The sequence below is a fragment of the Glycomyces sp. NPDC050141 genome (genome assembly GCF_055586545.1).
The window spans coordinates 66,724-84,997 of the sequence record NZ_JBVJHZ010000004.1 but is presented as its reverse complement, the minus strand read 5'-3'; the positions used below and the strand labels follow the sequence as shown (position 1 = coordinate 84,997).

General features: G+C 70.4%; 17 protein-coding genes. 2 read left to right on the top strand and 15 right to left on the bottom strand.

The genetic code is table 11. From position 1 onward, the window contains the following. Positions 1-663 precede the first annotated feature (663 nt). Positions 664-1,395, top strand: a complete 732-nt coding sequence (locus tag ACZ60M_RS03695) for a DUF6270 domain-containing protein (RefSeq protein ID WP_465414357.1) — start codon at positions 664-666, stop codon at positions 1,393-1,395. A 323-nt stretch (positions 1,396-1,718) separates the two neighbouring features. On the opposite strand, the gene ACZ60M_RS03690 is transcribed toward ACZ60M_RS03695, so the two are convergent. The 11 genes from ACZ60M_RS03690 to ACZ60M_RS03640 form a co-directional block, all read right to left on the bottom strand. Continuing rightward, positions 1,719-3,509, bottom strand: coding sequence for an ABC transporter ATP-binding protein (locus tag ACZ60M_RS03690; protein WP_465414355.1), 1,791 nt, complete (start codon positions 3,507-3,509; stop codon positions 1,719-1,721). A gap of 165 nt (positions 3,510-3,674) precedes the next feature. Beyond that, positions 3,675-5,543: a CASTOR/POLLUX-related putative ion channel gene (locus ACZ60M_RS03685; protein WP_465414353.1), complete on the bottom strand. Its 1,869-nt coding sequence runs from the start codon at positions 5,541-5,543 to the stop codon at positions 3,675-3,677. A gap of 279 nt (positions 5,544-5,822) precedes the next feature. Then, positions 5,823-6,284 (bottom strand): hypothetical protein, encoded by a 462-nt coding sequence (locus tag ACZ60M_RS03680; protein WP_465414351.1) that lies wholly within the window; start codon positions 6,282-6,284, stop codon positions 5,823-5,825. Continuing rightward, the gene (locus tag ACZ60M_RS03675) at positions 6,281-6,778 is read right to left on the bottom strand and encodes an RNA polymerase sigma factor (protein ID WP_465414349.1); all 498 of its coding nucleotides are present in this window, start codon (positions 6,776-6,778) and stop codon (positions 6,281-6,283) included. Before ACZ60M_RS03675 ends, ACZ60M_RS03680 begins: the two co-directional genes overlap by 4 nt. Further along, positions 6,775-8,139 (bottom strand): alpha/beta fold hydrolase, encoded by a 1,365-nt coding sequence (locus ACZ60M_RS03670; RefSeq protein ID WP_465414347.1) that lies wholly within the window; start codon positions 8,137-8,139, stop codon positions 6,775-6,777. The genes ACZ60M_RS03675 and ACZ60M_RS03670 overlap by 4 nt, the downstream gene beginning before the upstream one ends. A gap of 93 nt (positions 8,140-8,232) precedes the next feature. Continuing rightward, a complete protein-coding gene (gene fxlM / locus ACZ60M_RS03665; protein ID WP_465414345.1) occupies positions 8,233-9,453 on the bottom strand; it encodes a methyltransferase, FxLD system in 1,221 nt (406 codons plus the stop codon). 70 nt (positions 9,454-9,523) lie between these two features. Further along, on the bottom strand, positions 9,524-10,393 hold the full coding sequence (locus tag ACZ60M_RS03660; RefSeq protein WP_465414343.1) for a hypothetical protein: 870 nt from the start codon (positions 10,391-10,393) through the stop codon (positions 9,524-9,526). A 29-nt stretch (positions 10,394-10,422) separates the two neighbouring features. Further along, a complete protein-coding gene (locus ACZ60M_RS03655) occupies positions 10,423-11,016 on the bottom strand; it encodes an RBBP9/YdeN family alpha/beta hydrolase (protein ID WP_465414341.1) in 594 nt (197 codons plus the stop codon). Positions 11,017-11,112: 96 nt separating this feature from the next. Then, positions 11,113-11,925 carry a class I SAM-dependent methyltransferase gene (locus ACZ60M_RS03650; protein WP_465414339.1) on the bottom strand — a complete coding sequence of 271 codons (813 nt, stop codon included), beginning with the start codon at positions 11,923-11,925 and terminating at the stop codon, positions 11,113-11,115. A 182-nt stretch (positions 11,926-12,107) separates the two neighbouring features. Further along, positions 12,108-12,728, bottom strand: a complete 621-nt coding sequence (locus ACZ60M_RS03645) for a LysE family translocator (RefSeq protein WP_465414337.1) — start codon at positions 12,726-12,728, stop codon at positions 12,108-12,110. Positions 12,729-12,818: 90 nt separating this feature from the next. After that, positions 12,819-13,523, bottom strand: coding sequence for a YqeB family protein (locus ACZ60M_RS03640; RefSeq protein WP_465414335.1), 705 nt, complete (start codon positions 13,521-13,523; stop codon positions 12,819-12,821). Positions 13,524-13,797: 274 nt separating this feature from the next. Here ACZ60M_RS03640 and ACZ60M_RS03635 point away from each other — a divergent pair, with 274 nt between their 5' ends. Further along, the gene (locus ACZ60M_RS03635; protein WP_465414333.1) at positions 13,798-14,280 is read left to right on the top strand and encodes a hypothetical protein; all 483 of its coding nucleotides are present in this window, start codon (positions 13,798-13,800) and stop codon (positions 14,278-14,280) included. A gap of 32 nt (positions 14,281-14,312) precedes the next feature. On the opposite strand, the gene ACZ60M_RS03630 is transcribed toward ACZ60M_RS03635, so the two are convergent. Genes ACZ60M_RS03630 through ACZ60M_RS03615 form a run of 4 tightly spaced genes read right to left on the bottom strand, consistent with a single transcriptional unit; the run spans position 14,313 to position 18,131 of the window. Next, entirely contained in the window at positions 14,313-15,437 is a 1,125-nt protein-coding gene (locus tag ACZ60M_RS03630) for a PrsW family intramembrane metalloprotease (RefSeq protein ID WP_465414331.1), read from the bottom strand. After that, entirely contained in the window at positions 15,434-16,030 is a 597-nt protein-coding gene (locus tag ACZ60M_RS03625; protein ID WP_465414329.1) for a hypothetical protein, read from the bottom strand. The genes ACZ60M_RS03630 and ACZ60M_RS03625 overlap by 4 nt, the downstream gene beginning before the upstream one ends. A gap of 54 nt (positions 16,031-16,084) precedes the next feature. Next, positions 16,085-17,470, bottom strand: coding sequence for a hypothetical protein (locus tag ACZ60M_RS03620; protein WP_465414327.1), 1,386 nt, complete (start codon positions 17,468-17,470; stop codon positions 16,085-16,087). Between the two features lie 13 nt (positions 17,471-17,483). Then, positions 17,484-18,131 (bottom strand): hypothetical protein, encoded by a 648-nt coding sequence (locus ACZ60M_RS03615; protein ID WP_465414325.1) that lies wholly within the window; start codon positions 18,129-18,131, stop codon positions 17,484-17,486. Between the last annotated feature and the right edge of the window lie 143 nt (positions 18,132-18,274).

Here is an 18,274-nt window from a genome sequence, read left to right as displayed (position 1 = left end):
GTCCTTTCGTGGGGAACGGCCTTGCGGCACTGGACTCCATCGGGGATGGGCCTTCAGTCAAGCGGCCGAGGTCGTCACGCGTTCGGCGCGAACATGAACGGGGCCTGAACGATGCCAGAAATCCGGCGGCTGGCGGCGGTCGACACGCCGCCGGGCGGGGTCCTCGGGCGGCGCACTCCGCTGCGCGGGCCCATGGGCGGCCGTGCGGGAGGCCGTCGCCTCGGCGGTGGTGGCCACCCCGGCATTCACCACCAAGACCATCGGTACGGTCACCGAGGCGACGGCCTCCCAGTCGGTCCCGCCCGGCCCGATCCGATCGCGGCAGGGGGTGTCACGAGCCGGTACCCGGGGTCGCGAACCCGCAGGTATCGGTTTCTAGATCAGGAGTCCGGTTGGAAGGCATGGGAGGCTGGACCTCCATGAAACGATCCATATATTTATAGGAACCGTTTTCTAAGCTATCTTGGCGCATCCGGGGCCGAACGTCAAGCATCGAAACCTTCGAATGTCTTTCGATTGCGTCCGAGCGGGCGCGAGGTTGCGCGCAGATTGACTGCGGCGGAACAACAAGAACGGCCGCGCTTGTCCCTTCCGAACGCCGCTCAGGTCCTGCATACTGGCCATTTTCGTGCTATCGCCGCCACCGGATCGGAGCATCCGCCCATGGAGCACCTCCTCCCGACCTACTCGCTCATCGGCTGCTGCGTCACACGCGACGCCACCGACCTGGGCAGCGACCCGCTGCCCGCGCCCGTCCACTTCGTCTCGCGCACCCGCGTCCAGAGCCTCGTGTCGACGCCGAGCCCGATCGAACCCGACGACATCAAGCTCGACTCGGCCTTCCAGCGCCGCACTATCGTCGAAGACCACCGCAAGACGGGCCTCGACCCGCTCGCCCGGATCGACCACCCGATCGTCATCGACCTCATCGACGAGCGCTGGCCGCTCGTCGACACCGGCTCCGGGCTGGTGACCTCGACGACGTACTTCCGCCAGGCCGGACTGGCCGACCTCCCCGGGTCGGAGCAGATCCTCAACGACGACGAGCTCGACGCGGACGGGCCGTTCGCTACGGCCGCAACTGAACTCGCGGCGCGGCTCCCGCAGGTGCCGGTCCTGGTCCACCGCGCGTACTGGGCCACCCTCGACACGACCGGCCGGCCCGTGAGCGAAATGCGCCGGACCCGGCGCAACAACAACTGGCTCGAACGCGCCTACGGCATCCTCGAAGCGGCCCTCGGCGACCGCGCCCTCCCCCCGGTCGAAGTGAACCCCGACCTCCGGGTCGCCGACCCCGACCACCGCTGGGGCCTGGGCCCGTACCACTATGTCGACGAGTACTACTCCGAACTCTGCGACGGCATCCGCAAGGCACTCGCCAACGCCCCCAAGTAAATCACCGCCCACCGCCCCACACGCGACCCGCCGCCGAGCGGCCACACTGCGACTCGAGCCACGTGCGCCCGCCCGGGGCTCGCGGCGGCCATCCGATCGGGCCCGGGCGCGGCGGCGGCTCCCGTGCGAAGCGAACCGCCGCAGACCGGCGCCCGTCCGTGGCGGGCTCGCGGGCGGGACCGGCTCCACCTCGACCGCCGCGGAACCGTCCTCGCGCGGCGGCGGCTCCCATGCCACGCGGGCCGCTTCGGACTGGCGCACTCCCGCTGGTTTCTCGCGCGGCGGCCGCGGCATCCGCCGCCGCGCGAGGCCCTCGGCTTTCGCTATGCGGCCGTGAGGAGCTGGGAGGCCGCCAAGTCGCGGTACAGGTCGTCCTTCTCTACGAGCTCGGCGTGGGTGCCGACCGCTCGTACGAGGCCGGCGTCGAAGACCACGATCTGGTCGGCGCTGGTCACCGTCGAGAGGCGGTGGGCGACGACGAGGACGTTGGTGCGTTCGGCCGCGTCGAGCATCACCTGCTTGAGCGCCGCCTCGTTCGCGGCGTCGAGCTGCGATGTCGCTTCGTCGAGCAGCAGCAGGCGCGGCTTGCGCAGCAGCGCCCGCGCGATGGCGACGCGCTGGCGTTCACCGCCTGAGAGGGTCGTGCCCCGGTAGCCGATGCGGGAGTCGAGGCCGTCGGGCAGCTTGGCGACCAGTTCGGTCAGCCGCGCGACCTGCACGACCTCGTCGAGGTCGGCGTCGGTCGCCTCGGGCGAGGCCATCACCAGGTTCTCGCGGAGCGTGCCGTCGAGGACCGGCGCGTCCTGCTCGACGTAGCCGATGAGGCCGCGCAGCTCCCCCAGCGGCCAGTCGGCGACGTCGACGCCGTCCACTGTCACTGAGCCGGTGGTCGCCGGGTAGAACCGCTCGATGAGCGAGAACACCGTGGTCTTCCCCGCGCCCGAAGGGCCGACGAGCGCGGTCAGGCCGCGCCCGCTGGAAGCGAACGAGACCCCGTGGTGGACATAGGGAAGGTCCTCGGCGTACCGGAAGGTGACGTCCTCGAACACGACCTGCGCGGGACCAGTGCCGGCCGGGATGCGCACGGCCTCGGGGAGGTTGCCCTCGGAAGAGGAATCCTCGGCGTCGAGGTTCGCGACCTCCTCGACGCGGTGGATCGCGGCCAGGCCGGTCTGGAGCTGCGAGAGCGACGCGACGAGACCGCTGATCGGGCCCATCATGTAGAACAGCAGCAGCAGGAACCCGATGAGGGTGCCGACCTCCATGGCCCCGTCTGCGACGCGCGCGCCGCCCACGCCGAGGACCATGAGGAACGCGATGTTCACGGGCAGGAACGCGAGCACGCCCGCCAGGCCCTCCCAGAACGAGGCCTTGACGCCCGTATCGCGGGCGGTGGTGGCAGCCTCGTTGAGGCGGCCGATCTCGTGGTCCTCGGCGCTGGAGGCCTTGACGGTGCGGAAGGCGCTGAAGACGCGCTCCAGCAGCGAACCCATGTCGCCCAGGGCCTTCTGCGAGGCGACGGTGGCGTGCTGGATGCGCGGCATGATGAACAGCATCGTCACGGTGACGAACGCGACCATGGCCATGGTGGTGCCGAACAGGGCGAGGTCGAGCCAGGCCATGAGGGCGATGCCGCCGAGGATCATGAAGGCGTCCGTGACGCCGCCGATGACGGTGGTGCTGGCGACGGTGCGCAGGAGGTTCGTGTCCGAGCTGAGCCGCGAGACGAGGTCGCCGGGTTTGAGGCGGTCGACTTCGGCGACTTCGAGGCGCACGAGCCGGTCGATGAGCTGTTTGCGCACGGTGAGGACGACGTCCTGCCCGGCGATCTGCATCAGGTAGGGGCCAAGGGCGCCGAGCGCGCCGCCGACGATGACGACCGCGCCGAGGTAGAGCAGCGGCCTGGTGAGCGATTCGTTCGCCGAGAGGGTGTCGATGACGTCCATGGCGATGAGCGGCTGGACGAGGCCGACGATGCCTCCCGCGAAGGAGAGCGCGCCGCCGATGATGAGCAGGCGCAGGTGCTGGCGGGCGTAGGCCCACAATCGGGTGATCGGTGCCCTGGCGGGCGGCGTCTCGGCCGCTTCAGGGGTGGGTGCGGTGGTGTCGGTCATGTTCGGTTTCCTCCGCTGGGTGCTGCGGTCTCCATCGAAGTTACCTGCGGTGTCCGACACCCGCCTCTGCCGAAAGTCTGAACCGTCCTATGACTAAAGTCGTACGCCCGTCGGGTGACGGTGACCGTCGGTGACGGCCGCCGCCTCCCGGCGGGCGCTTCCGGCTCAGTCCTCGGCGAGGACGATGATCTTGTCGCCGGGGTTCAGCATGAACTGCAGGCCTTTGTCCGGGTTGAGGTGTACGCCGTAGCTGGGGGCCTGCTTGGCCTGGGCGGCGACGCGGTAGCCGATGGCGGTCTCGCCGCGGCGGCGCGCCGACTCGGCGACCGTATAGAAGTTGACCGGCACGCCGGTGCGCACGTAGTGGTCGGCGGGCTTGAGGTAGATCTCGGAGCCGTCGGGGCTGAACAGCTGCCCGAACACCTGCGAGAGATGCGGGTTCTCGGCGGTCTGGGTGAGCAGGAGGCTGATGAGCTTGTCGCTGACGATGAAGTCGTCGGCCTGCGTGACCTGGGCGAGCGTGCGGTTGCGGTCGTCGGCCATCTCCGAGACGACCTTGAAGCGGGTGTTGGAGCGCTGGGCCATGTCGCGCAGGTGCAGCAGGGTCACGAGCGTCTTCGAGTCGGCCAGCTGCGGCGCGACGTCGTCCGAGCACAGGGCGATGATGTGGTTGTACGAGCCCGGGTTGAGCGATTCGAGGAGGAGCCGGTCGGTCGTGTCGTCCTCCTTGTAGTTCAGGCCCTGGACGCGCATGGTGGGGCCGATCTTGCGGATGGCCTCGGGCGCGTCGGGGTGGTCGGAGACGACGTCGGTGACCGAGCCGGGCGCGACGTACTGGTCGAGCTGCTCGAGGATCGTGCGCGACATGGCGTTCCAGCCGAGGATGAGGGTGCGTTCGGGCCGGCTCCCGGGCTCGGCGCGGGCGACGATGACGCTCTCGTCGATCACCGGGCGCGAGCCGTCGAGCTGGATCGCCGAGTCGTCGGCTGCGACGAGGATGAGCTTGTCGCCGGGCTGGAGCGAGGCCGAGGACGGCGGGTTGATGATGCAGCGGCCCTCCTTGGTGAGCACGCCGATGAACGAGGACGTGCGGTAGGAGTGCAGGGCCTGGCTGAGCGGGCGGCCGAACAGGCCGGGCTCCTCGACCATGTAGATCTCGTCGCCGCCGAAGTCGAGCAGGTCGGTGTAGACGACGGAGAGGCCCGATTGGCGGCAGGTCTGCACCATGAGGCGGGCCATGAGGTCGTTGGCGTCGACGATGTGCGCCGCGCGGCCCCCGGCGAGGCGGGCGGCCGGGAGGTTGCGGCCCTCGGCGACCGCGCCCACGACGTGGCACTTGATGCCGTTGCCGCCCTGGGTGACGGCGAGTAGCGAGCGCACGAGCTGCGCGTCGGGGTCCTCTTCGGCGGAGGTCAGGATGATGACGCTCTTGGCCTGGCCGGGGTTGACGAGGCCGATGCTGTCGGGGTCGGCGGGGTCGCCGGTGCGGCAGACGACGTGCGTGGACTTGAGGTCCGCGATCTTCGTGCGGATCTCGTCCTCCATCTCCACTTTGTCGCGGTCGGCGAGGATGGCGATGACGGCGCGCTTCTCGCTCTCGTTGGCCTCCACCAATTCCGAGATGACGATGAAGACCTGATCGGACCACCCGAGAATGACGGTGTGATCTTTCTCAACGACGAGCGAGCGGCCTTTCCGGAGGTCTTCGAGTTTCGCGTCGAGACCGGTCGTCAGCACACCGACGAGTGACGACAGGATCACCAGGCCGCCGATGGTGGTGATGAACATGACGACCATGCCAGGGCCGCTGGCGTCGTCACCGGTGATGGTCCCGGCGTCGAGGATGTGGATGAACGACTTCCACAATGTACCGCCGAAGCCGTCGCCCTCCTGGACGACGACGAGGAACAGCGCACCTATCGCGGTGAGCACCAAGGTGATTACGGTCAGCCAACCAATGAGCGCTTTCGTGCCCTTCGACATGGTGTTGTCGAACCAATAGCGTGCCCGCTGTTTGAACGTCGGCTCGGACATCGGGGGCGTCCTTTCTGGGAACGGCTTTCGACCGGCCGACTCGGGGCGGAGGCGAGTGGGGCCGGGAGTTTTTCCGGGGCGTCAGCCACTATTACTGCATTGCGTCCACTGCGACCATTCGCAGCGAATGCGCTACACGGGGTCACCCACTCCCGAAGAAGCGGAGCCGAGGGGGCGCCGGGGGTGGGGCGCACTGATCGGCGGGCGACGACCCTCCCACCCTAGTTCGAATCGTTAAGCGCGGGAAGGCGAGGGTGACGGGACGCCCGGGGAAGGTGCTCAGCGTTCCATGCGGCGCCGCAGCAACCGCAGCGACCTGACCCCTGACCGCTTGACGCCCAAGGGAACCAGCGCCGCACGGCCCGGCACGCGGACACCGCCGGTGAACGCCACCCGGGTCCGCCCAGGGCCGTGGGGCACGGCGGCCACGCCGATGAGCAGGAAGCGGCTCTGCAGCCAGCACCAGCCGGGGCGCAGCGTCCCGCGCAGCCGCGCCCGCATCCCGTACCGGCTGACCGCGAGCGCTTCGATGCGGCCGTCCTCCTCGCTGATGACCTTGAGCCGCTTCATGTCCGGTTCGATGTCGCCGAACCCGCCCTCCAGGTCGGCGAGGTGCGCCCAGACGCGCGCGAACGGCGCTTCGACGACGCCTTCGGTGACGTGCGCGCCGCCGATCGCAGCGGCCAGCGCGCGGAGGCGCGCGACGGCGTCGGGTTCGGCCACGGGCCAGTGCTGGTTCACGCGGACCACGCCTTTCGGAAAGTGCGCCGGGCCCGGTTGAGCCTGGACTTGGCGGTGCCGACCTCGATGGCGAGGAGTTCAGCGGCCTCGGTTTCGCTGTAGCCCTCCTGGACGCGGAGGACGAGGATCGCGCGGTGCTCGGGCGAGAGCCGGCGCAGCACGTCCTCGATCTCGGTTTCGAGCTGCGGGTCGCCCGGCTGCGGAAGTTCGGCGAGCTCGGCGGGGGCGGTGCAGCGGTCCTTTGCGATGCGGACGGCTTCGCGGACCGCGATCGTCCGCGCCCAGGCGAGGAGCGCTTCGGGTGCGCGGAGCCGCTTGAGCGACTTGAAGATCGCGATGAGGGCTTCCTGGGCGGCGTCGGGGCCGTGGCCGAGGGCGATGGGCGCGCAGATGCGCCCGACGTAGGGTGCGAGGGCGTCGAGGAGGTCGTTCATGGCGAGGGTGTCGCCCCGCTGGGCCTGGCGGACCAGCGGGGCGAGCTCGTCGGGGTTCACGTGAGGAATCCTGACATCAGGGTCCGGACCTGGTCGGGGCAGTCGAGGGTGAGGGCGTGGCCGCAGCCGTCGAGGGTCTCGAGGCGCACGTCAGTCAGGCGGGCCGTGAAGACCTCGGCGTCGGCGACCGGGAGGACGTTGTCGGCGGTGCCCCAGATGATGAGCACGGGCTGGCGGACGGCGGGCATGGCCGCTTCGGTCGCGGACCAGTCGAGGCCGCGTTCATAGAGGTAGACGGAGCGGAGGTTGGCGGTGCGGGTATTGGGCTTCCAGAAGGCGTCGATGATCTCGTCGGTGACGGCGTCGTCGTGCTCGACGATGCCGAGCAGCGATTGCTCGGCGGCACCGCGTCCTGAGTAGAGGTTGGTGAGGAGTTCCCCGGCGACGGGGGTCTTCAGGGCCTCCCACGAGGCCGGGTCGGGCCGGTCGGCGCCGCTGGGTGCCAGGAGGACGAGGCGGTCGACGCGTTCGGGTCGGGCCTGCGCGTAGGCGAGTGCCCAACCACCGCTCCAGGAGTGCCCGGCGAGCGCGACGGTGTCGAGGTCCTGTGAGTCGAGGAACGCGTCGATCGCTTCGGTGACGGCTTCGAGGGTGTAGTCGAAGTCCTGGCGGAGTTCGGTGTAGCCCTGGCCGGGCAGGTCGACGGTGTAGACGGTGTGTTCCTCGGCGAGGGCGTGCGCCTGGTCCTGCCAGGCGAACAGCCAGGACGCGCCGGGCGAGAGCAGGACGACGGGGCTGCCGTCGCCTTCGCGGGTGTAGTGGAAGCGGGCGAGTGCCGTTTCGGCGTAACGGGAGTCGACGCCGGCGTCGGCGGTGTCGTAGGGTGCTTCGGCCGGGGTCCAGGCGTAGGCGCCCGCCAGGAGGGCGACGACCGGGAGCGGCGCGGCGGCCAGTGCGATCCTGCCGCGCAGGCGCAGGGGTGTCGCGCCGCGCCTGGAGATCGCGAAGACCGCGGCGGCCATCGCGAGGCACAGCGGCGTGTAGAGCAGCAGGTTGAGCCGGTAGTAGGCGGGATAGTCCGGCGGTGTGCCGACGCCGAGGCACCAGACGAGGCCCGCCAGCGCTCGGGCGCTGAGGAAGTAGAGGAACGCGAGGGTCCCCGCTTGGAGGAGCGGGTAGAGGCGGTGGCCGCGGGTGACGCGGGCGCGGGCGTGGATCACCGCGAGCGTGGCGAGGGCGATGCCGGTGAGCGCGAGCAGGAGTCCGGGCGCGAACGAGACTTCAGCGCCGAGGAGTGCGTAGGAGAGCATCCGGAGATCGCTTGCGGGCCAGGTGCTTCCGGTGGCCCAGAGGAGGTGGATCGCGGCATCGGCGACGAGCGCGGCTTCGACGGCGTACGCGAGCCTGGGATGGCGGGTCATGGGCTGGTCCTTCCGAACGGAACGGTTCGTCAGGAAGGAAGAGGGGCGCTCGCGGTGAAACGTTCCCCGGCAGTGGCCGCCGCCACTGCCGGGTCAGGCAAGGCCGTCGGTGGCGGCGACCTCGATGGCGAGGCGGGTGTGGCGTTTGGGGACGGTGAAGCGCGGCTCGGTGTCGGGGCCGGTGCCCTTGCGGTAGGCGGTGATCTGCAGGCTCACGCCGTCGCGGCACTCGCGGTCCCAGACGCGGACTTGGTCGGCGACGCGCACGGCGAGCGCCGGGCCGTTCGGGCCGTGGCCGCGAACGCCGATCTCGTTGCCGCCGCCGTGGCGGCGGCACACCAGGTACGCGAAGTCCTCGCCCTCTACGACGGCCGGGTTCGCCCAGCGCAGCAGCAGCCGCTGCAGGCCGTGGTCGCCGAAGGGGGCGCTCATGCGCCCGTACCCGGCGAACGCGCAGGCCAGCCACAGCGACAGCTGCGTGGCGTCGTCGTTCACCTTGAGCTGCACGGGGGTCCACACGGTCGTGCCGCGCCCGTCGAGGACGCCGCGCACGCCGTCGGCCTCGACCTCGTGCTCCACGTGGAAGGTCATGATGCGGCCCTCGGAGAGCTCGACGGTCTGGTCCTCCTGGCTGCCGAGGCCGCGCATCGGCATAAAACCACAGCCCACGATGGAGCGGCTGCGCATCACGCCGTCCGCGTAGTCGAAGGCCACCGAGTGCTCGCAGCCGCGGATGCTCAGGGGCGCAACGAGTCTGCCGCCCTCGGCGAGCTGGTCCCACCAGGCCGGGGGCAGGTCCCAGGTGCCGACGGTGGCGATGATGCGGTCGTACGGCGCGCCGTCGATGAAGCCGAGCTCGCCGTCGCCCTGCACGACGCGCACGCGGTCGCACCCGACGTCGTCGAGGGCCTTGCGGGCCCGCCCGGCGGTGTCGGCGTCGATGTCGACTGTGGTCACCGCGCCGTCGGGGCCGACGAGCGCGTCGAGCAGCGCGGCGTTGTAGCCGGTGCCCGCCCCGATCTCCAGGACGCGGTGGCCCGGGCGCACGTCGAGCTGCTCCAGCATCTCGGCGACGATCGCGGGCTGCGAGGCGGAGCTGACGGGCTCGCCGTCGCTGTTGCGCTTGGTGACGTACACGTCGTCGGCGTAGGCGATGCGCAGCGGCGCCTCGGGGACGAAGCGGTGGCGCGGCACGGCGAGCATCGCCGTCTCCACCGCCCCGCTTCGTATCACGCCGCGCGACCGCAGGCCCCCCACGAGGCGCGTGCGCAACTGGTGCGCCTCGTTACCTGAAGTATCGGTGTGATCACCCACGCCTTCCAGCGTACGTCCGATGTGCCGTGTTCGCCTCCCCCAGTTCCATCGATTGGAACGGTTCAACCGGTCACTCGAGCCCCTCGCAGCGGACGTCGAGCATCGCCCACAACGCCTCACGCTGGGCCTCCGGCACGTCGAGCGGCGTGGCGACCGGCTCGCCCCCGTCGATCGCGATCCACACGGTGAACCCGAACGGGTGCTTCGCGTCGCCCACGACATGGCCGTCGCAGCGGTGCGCGTCGAACACGAGCGGCACCGTCTCGCCGCCGGCCTCGGGCACGGACGCGCCGGGGTGGATCTCGAAGAGGACGCTCCCGCGCACCTCGGTCACGTCCAGCGCCGCGTCTCCGAGCGGCGTCACGCTCAACCTCCCTTCCAGGGTGCCGTCCTCGGCCGGGCTCAGCTCCCCCAGTTCGATGCGGGCCGACGCGGCCACCGCCTGCGCCGCGCACGCTTCCCGGACCAATCGGTCAAGTGTGCCGTTCGGGTACGACAATTCCAGGGTCACGGTGTGTTCGGCCTGGTCTTCGGTGGCGACGTGCAAGGTCACGGAGGCGGGTTCGGCGGTGGTGGCGGCGCCGTCGGGGCAGCGCGCCTCGCCGTACTTGGTGATCATGTCGCGGGCGTTGACGCTCGGCGGGACCTCGGTGTCGAACGCCTGGACGCCCAAGGGCGCGAAGGACTCCGTGACGAGCTCGACGCCGAGGACGCGGACGGGCGCGTCGCCGTGGTTGGTCACGGCGATGGCGACCTGGCCGGGCTTCATGAACATGCGGCGGATCTCGGCGGTGGCGGTCAGGTCGGGAGGATCGGAGGCGGCCGCGGCTCGGTCGTCGCGGGGGCTCGCGAGGCTCCCGGCGAGCGCCGCGGTGGCGGCGGCCAGCACGAAGGCGCCGACGACGGCGATCCGAATCCAGCGCATGTCCCAGTCTGGCACTGCAAACGGCCGATGTGAAGACTCCCGCCTTACCTGTTGGGGGTCAGGCGTTCTGACTCGTCGAGGCACCAGGCGAGCGCGGCGGGCCAGCGGCCGTAGCCGTCGCCCAGGGCGATGTGGCCGCCGCCGGGGATCACGTCGACCTCGCAGCCCAGCGGCCGCCCGTAGTACTCCACGGCGTTCTCGACGCAGTACGGATCGCCGTCGGAGCAGGCCAGACGCACCGCGCCCTTGGCGAGCCGCAGGCCTTCGAGGTGGAGACCCGCGGTAGTGAACCCGGCGATGACGTCCCACTCGAACGCCTTCGGCCCCGGCGGGCTCACCAGCAGCACGCGGTCGGCCGAGAGCGGGTTGGCCGAAGCGGCGTCAGCGGCCGCGAGGTGCAGCCACGCGACGCTGGCGAGGCTGTGGCAGACCACGACCTTCTCGCCGCGCATGAGCGCCAGCTCGGCCCGGAACGCGTCGGTCCAGTCCGCGAGCGAGGGCCGGTCGGTGTCGGGCAGCTGCGGGTAGAAGACCTGCTCGCCGCGCTCGCGCAGGTCCATGGCGAGCTCGTGCTGCCAGTGGCCTTCGGGCCTGCGGTTCTCCACGCCGTGGAGGATGAGAAAGCTGCGGTTCCACATGTCCGGGACACTAGCGGCGCCCCAGGTCGAGGGCAAGCGATGTCCCATTTTCAAGACACAGCCGCGGGGCACCCGAGGGCGCCCCGCGACCCGCGTCTAGGAAGGCAGCGTCGCGACGGTCAGCAGGTGGTTGCTCGCGCCGAGCAGCGAGGGCTCGGCCTCGATCACGCGCAGGCCGTCCATGAGGTGCTTGCTCGCCTCGGGCTCGTCGATGAGCCGCTCGAGTTCGGGGATGTACCCCGGGAAGCCCTGCACGGCATACTGCGCCGGGCCCTCAAGGCCCGCATCGGCGAACTCCTCGTAGACCTCGCCGGGGTGCGCGAGGTACGCGGTGGTGAACATTTCCTGCTCGAAGTACCGCAGTTCGCCGTCGCCGAGGATGCGGAGGCTGTCCTCGGCGCTGATCTTCCGGTCGATGTCGTTGGACTGCGAGAGCAGCCAGTCGCACCAGCCCGAGCTGCGGTTGATCGTCACGGCCGCGACGATGCCGCCGGGACGCGCGCACCGCCGCGCCTCCGCGATCGCCTGCACGCGCTGCTTCCGGTCGGTCAGGTGGTAGAGCGGGCCCATGAGCAGCACGGCGTCGAAACTCGCGTCGTCCCAAGGCAGTTCGCGCGCGTCGCCGACGACGGCGGTGACGCCGGGCAGTTCCGCGGCGACCTCGACCTGGCTCGCGACGGGGTCGATGAGGGTGACCCGGTGGCCGTCTTCGGCGAGCCACTTGGAGTGGATGCCGGTCGCGCCGCCCACGTCAAGAACGTCAAGCGCCTCACCGGGCAGCTTGCGGCGCAGCAGGTCCTGCATCCGGGCGAACTCCAGGCGCCCGCGCGGGCTGCGCGTCAGGCGCGCGCCCTCCTCGCCGCGCTCGTAGTACGACCCGATCTCGGCTTCAAGTTCCCAGGTTGTCATGGTCGTCATTGTGCAGGAACAGGAGTGAAAACGCTATCCCGAATACGGGGCGCGGAAACGGCGGCCGGTCTGCCGTCCCTTCGGCGCTCCCGCAAGTGCGAAGGGACGGTCGGCTGGCCGCCGCGCTGCTATCTCACCTCATGCCCCGCCCGCCCCGCCGCGCGGGGCCGCTACTCACGGGTTCAGTTGGCGGCGAAGCGGAGTCCGAGCGCGACCATGACGGCCCCGGTGACCCCGTTGAGCCAGGCGCGCACACTCGGGCGTTCGAGCACGGCGCGGAAGAGGCCGATCAGGTTCGCCAGTCCGATGTAGAACAGCCCGCAGACGGCCATGCCGACCGCCGCGAGCTCGCCGATCAGCACGGCCTGCGAGCCGCCGCCGACGAGGAACTGCGGCATCAGCGCCGTGAACAGCACGACCGCTTTCGGGTTGAGCAGGTTACACATCAGGCCCGACCGGAACGCGGCCCAGTGGCTCATCGGCCGGTCCAGCTCGACCTCGGCAACAGGCTTCCGCCGCTCCTTGACCGCCGCACGGATCGACCGCACACCCAGGTAGACGAGGTAGACAGCGCCCGCGAGCTTCACAACAGTGAACGCCAGCGCCGAGGCGGCGAGGAGCGCGGCAAGCCCGATCGAGGTGGCGACGACCCACACGACGATGCCGAGCCCGATCCCGGCGGCGGTCCACATCCCGCTCACCCGCCCCGAGAGCACCGTGTTGCGCACGACCATCGCGAAGTCGGGTCCGGGCACGATGGCGGCGAGCAGGATCGCCAGGCCGAAGAGCAGCGGCGCGGTCATGGTTTCCCCCTAGATCGGTGCGGTGGCACCTATCCTCCGCGCCGAAGGGGTGCTGCGCATCAGCACGTTGACGGGGTCGGGCGACCGGGTTCAGGCGGGGTCGGCGAGCCGCCAGTACTGCTTCTTGTCCTTGTCGTGGACGACGACGCCGAGGGCGGCGAGTTCGTCGAGGAGTTCCCGCAGGTCGCCGCCGCTGCCTTTCTCGAGTGCGTGCTGCCGGGCCTTGAGCACGGCGTTCGCGCCCTGCGGGAGGCCGTCGGCGCCGGGGACCCAGCGCCTGAACTCGGCGGCGTAGGGGTCGCCGTCGGGCAGCCAGCCGTAGCCGTGCCTGCGGAGGGCGGCGGCGAGGGCGTCGCGGTCGAGGTCGAATTCGGTGCTGGCGAGTTCCTGGCGGCGGTGGCCGAGGACGACGATCCGCTTGTCCTGCACGAAGACGCCCGCGACGTCGGCGCGGTCGGTCTCGCGTTCGTAGTCGCCGCGTTTGAGCCCGATGCGGTCGCGCCCCACGGTGATCGTGAGCATTTCGTGGAGGACGAAGAGGGCGATGCCGAGTCCGAGGAGGAGCCCGGCGGCGAGGGCGACGACGAGCTGGAGGGTCGGGGAGAGGTCGGTGAACAGCTCGAAGAGGCCTTGGAACGGGAACCAGGAGAGCCCAACGATCCATTCGACGATGAAGGTGAGCCCCCACCCGAGCGCGGCCCCGGCGAGAGGGAGGCCGATGAGGAAGGCCGGGCCGACCCAGGGGGCGTCGGCCACGGTGGTGGTCTCGCCGGTGCGGGTGTCGTCGTGGGGCATCGGGGTCGCCGCCTTTCGGTCAGATGCGAACGCCTTCACTGTATCCACGCCTTTTGAGCTGCTCAAACGGTTCTTTCGAGAACGGTCCCAAGGAGGAGCGGCCCGATACCGAAGGCGCCCGCGCCGGTCCCGGATCGATACGAAAGTATCGCGGATCCGACTCCTGAAAACGTGCGAAAAAGCCGCAAACGGGATTCGGCTCCGCTAACGTGCTGATCGTTCGATCCGGAACGCGGCCATGGAGATGCGCCGCGCGCGAGAAAGGCCCGGACCCGTGCCGAACCGCCGCCCTGCCACGCTCGTCGCCGCCGCTGCGGCGCTCCTGCTCTGCACGACCGCCTCGGTCGCCGCGTCGACCGAACCGGCCCCGAACTATGTGGACCTCGCTCTGGCCGAGGGCGACAGCCGCTGCGCGATCGAACGCGTCCAGGTCGCGGCCGCGCCGCCGACGACGGTGGGCATCGACTCGGACAAGGTCGACTTCGACTGCAGCGGCAGCACCGTGCTCGCTTTCACCGCCGACACGGCGTTCGCCTTCGATGACGCGAAGGGCACCGCGACCGCCGAGGACGTCCGCATCGCCGCCACCAAGTTCGGCGTGACCTGCACGTACGAGGCCGACAGCGTGACGCTCAAACGCGAGGGCACCGACCGCGCCTACGAGGGCGGGCCGATCGGCGGCAAGAAGGTCGGGGGCTCGTTCCTGTGCCCGGGTTCGGTGAACCTCGACTCGGCCGAGGTCGTGTTCCACCAGTAGGCGAAAGGGCCGGGCGATGAGCCCGGCCCCCGTTACTCCACCCCGACGAGCGGCCCCTGCCGCGCCGCCGCGACCGCGTCCCGCCACGGTTGTGCCATGGAAGTGGCGAGCCGCGTCGGCATCCGTTCCTCGATCAGGTCCAGCTGCAGGCACTGCAGGCGTTCCCGCGCTTGACGTTCGGGCCCGTGCGGGAACCCGTGCAGGTACCGCCGCCGCGCGCGCCGCCGCGAGAGGTGTTCGGCCTCTTCGGGAGCGAGGCTCCCGGCCGCGACCTCCTCGGCGGCGACCTCGTCCCAGCGGGCCCGGAATCGGCGCCGCACGACGCGGTAGACGAGCAGCACGATCACGAAGTTGACGAGCGGTTTGAGCACCAGGCCGAGGAATCCGCCGAGCAGCGGGCTGTCGAACAGCCAGTGCATGGCCATCGCCAGGAGCACGCACCCGGCCGCGACCCCGATGCGCCGCGCGGCCGTCCGGCCCGTCGCGCTCACCAGGTACCCGATGCCCGCGCCCGAGACGGCGGTCATCGCCCAGTGCGAGCCGATGCCGGTGAGCACGATCCGGATGCCGAGGACCTCGACGGTCTCCCCGACCGGGTTCACGCCGCCGACCATCGCGATCTCGTTGAGCCCGTAGGTGAAGTTCTCCATGATCTGGAAGCCGAGCCCGACGAGCGCGCCGTAGACGAGGCCGTCCGCGGCGCTGCGCACGAGCCGCGTCGAGACCGCGGCGAGGAGCGCCACGCCCGCGACTTTCACGGTCTCCTCGTTGATCGGGGCGGTGAGCGCCGCCGACCAGTCGCTCGCGGTCTCCAGGCTCAGCGCCTTCGACCAGCCCGCGATGAGCAGGCCGTTGAACACGATCGCGAGGCCGCACGCGCCGAGCGCGCCCCACATCAGCGCGAGCCAGATCCCGGGCCACGGCGGGGCCTGCACGGGCCGCAGGAACCGGCAGGCCAGCCACATCCCGACCGCGAGGCTCAGCACGAGCACGACGACGTCGACCGCGGCGCTCCCCGGGAACGCCTCCATGGCGGGCAGGAAGTCACGTTTGAGGTTCCACAGACCGAAGGCGGACAAGGCGATCATGACCCATATCGCCACCGCCTTGAACTCGACGGAACGTGGACGCACCGTCATGGAAGCGGGCGCGGTCATGACTCCTCCTCGAACGCGATCGAGCCGATGAGCGCCCCGGCGGCGGCCCAGTCCTCGTCGGCCGCGTGGAGCGGCGCGAGCACGACCGCCTCGACGGCCTCAGAGCGGTCGTCGTTCGGGAGCACGAAGGCGCTGCCGACGCGGCTGCCGATCTGGAGGTCGCCCCGGAGCCCGTCCGAGATGGACGAGTTCTCGAACGCGGCGGGCCTGCCCAGCCAGACCTCGGTGCCCGCGTGCCGCTGGATGTCGAAGAGCCGGTCCATGCCCGTCCACATCTGGCGCGGGAGCGGGCGCCCGCCGAACGTCACCACCGGCAGTTCGACGGTCATGTCGTGGCGGACGAGCACGATCCGGCTGTTGGCGTCGCTCGCGGCCTTGTCGAGGGTCCAGGCCTCGCCCGCCTCGACCGACACCTGCCCCTCGACGCCGAACTCGATCACCGTCCCGGCCGCCATCGCCTCCCCGTCGGGCTGGGCCTTCGCGAAGACCGCGTCGGCGGCGAGCAGCACGGCGAGCACCCCGAGGACGGCGAGCGGCACCCAGACGCGGCGCCTGCCGTGCACCGCGTTGCCCGCGGTCCCTATGTCGTTCATGCGTTCAACCTAGTCAGAAAACAGCGGCTCCGACCTGGGAAGACGCGTTTCGGGTCAGGGCGAGCCGTGGACGTCGGCGCCGTGCAGGAAGGTCTGCTGGACGTTCCACACGTCCGGGTTGAGCGCCATCCGCGCCGAGTACCAGACCCGGTAGCCGGGCTTGCCGTATTCGGTGTCGGCGTAGAGGGTCGCGCGGTAGAGGAGGTCGTGCTGCCCGGGTTTGAGCCGCGGGATGGCCGACATCGGGAACGACTTGAAGTTCGTCGGCGTCGACCCGGCGATGAACTGCAGGTCGCCCTCGCGTCCGCTCGCGCCGACGATCGTGTCGTTGAGCAGTCCGATGTACTCGTTGCCGTCCTTGACGATCGAGAGGTGCCACGGCTCCTTGTTGTTCTGCATCGGACCGAGGGTCGCGTACACGCCCGCCGTGGTCCAGTTGGCTTTCGCGGGCGTCGAACCGCCGACGTAGTAGACGATGCGGTTGGGCGAGCGGACTATGTCGACCGCCCACATGACCCAGCGGCCGTTCTCGTAGATGAACGCGGGCGACAGGGGGCGGCGGACGCTCATCGAGCTGCGCATGACCTCGGCGGGCGCGGACCAGTTGACGCCGTTGGTGGAGGTCGAGTACTTGATGCGCTCCTGGGCGAGGTCGGGGATCACCACGCGCCAGAACAGGTACATGGTGTTGCCCGGCCCCAGCTGCAGGTCGGTGTCGGAGTTGTAGGGCCCGGGCCGTCCGGGCTGGTCGTCGATCGGGTTCGACAGGCCCGCGGGCACCACCCATTTGACGCCGTCGTGGGACGCGGCGACGTTCGGGTCCTCGTGGGCGTCGTTGCTGGACGGGTAGGGCGTGTGGGCCATCCAGTACTCGTAGCCGTTCCAGCCGCCGGGAACCTTGACGACGCTGGGGTGGGTGGTCTGGCCGCCTTCGGGCGAGACGTGCGTGGGGATGGTCCGCTTGGCGCCGTAGGGCCCCCAGGTGCGGCCGGGCTGTTCGAGCTCTTCGTCGCCGGGTACGGCCGGTTCGCACCGGCTGAGGTCGACCGCCTTCTCCAGGACCTCGCCCGAAGGGTCGAGGCGGGCCTTCAGGGCGACGCGCCGCTCGGAGCCGACGGGCAGAATGGCGGTGCCGGTGAGCGTCTGGTGCCCCGCCAGCGCGGTGCCGGTGCGGAGCGTCCCGGCGAGGTCGGCGGGTTGCCAGGGGTTCGAGTCGGGTCCGGTCTGGATCTCGACGCCTGCGACGGCGTGCTCGGCGTCCCCGTAGTTGCGCAGCGCGAACTCGACCTCCCTGTCGCCTGCGGCTGTGCATGTGGCCGAGGCGTATTCGAGGACGGGCCCGCTCGGCAGGCGCTCCTGGGCCTGGGTCGGGAGGGCGACCGCGAGTGCGGTCAGGCCGGCCGCGGCGGTGACTGCGAGCCGTTGGCGTGTGCTGGGCATGCTGCGCTCCTTGTTAGGCGGGGTGGCCGACGGTCAGGTGGAAGTCGTTGAGCATGCCGATCGATTCGGCGCCGGTGACGCCGTCGGCGCCTTCCCACACCAGGACCGGGCTCGGCAGGCTGAACGTGCGGTCGAGCGGCGGGAACGCCGGGTCGGTGACGGGTTCGTCCGGCTGCAGCCGGACCGGTCCGGTGTAGAGGTAGAGGGGCTCGCCGGTGCTGACCATGCCGGGGACCTTCTCGACCTCGAACTCGAGGCCGGAGGTGAACACGATGGACTCGGCGTCGGGGTTGTACTCGTAGGTGGTGGAGCTAAGCGAGCGGATCGAGATGGAGGCCTTGCCGAACGGGCCGGTCTCGTCGTCCGACGTGCCGAGCACGAGGTTGGCGGTGGTGATCGCTGTTTCGCCGGGGTGGCGGGCGAGGTCGACTTCCCCGGCGAGGCCGCCGGTGGCGTTCGGTTCGAGCTCGCCGAGGATGTCGAACACCGCGCCGTCGCTGGTCACGGCCACGCGCCTGAAGTTCGGGTCGTCGGCGACGATGTCCTGGGCGACGGTGACGGCGGCCGCGAGGAGGACGATGAGCGGCACCGCGACTGCGACGACGCCCAGTCGGTGCCTGCGATGGCGGCCCGCGTCGGACCGGTCGGCTTCTCTGCGCACTTGGCGTTCCCTCCGTCGCTGCAGCGGGATTTCGGGGTCCGCCGCCGATGTCTGTCCGCACCGGACAGTAGACGCCTCAGTTGCCGTTCGTGCCGTTTTTGACCGAAAACCAGCAGGTACCCCGCGAGGTACGCAAGGTGAAG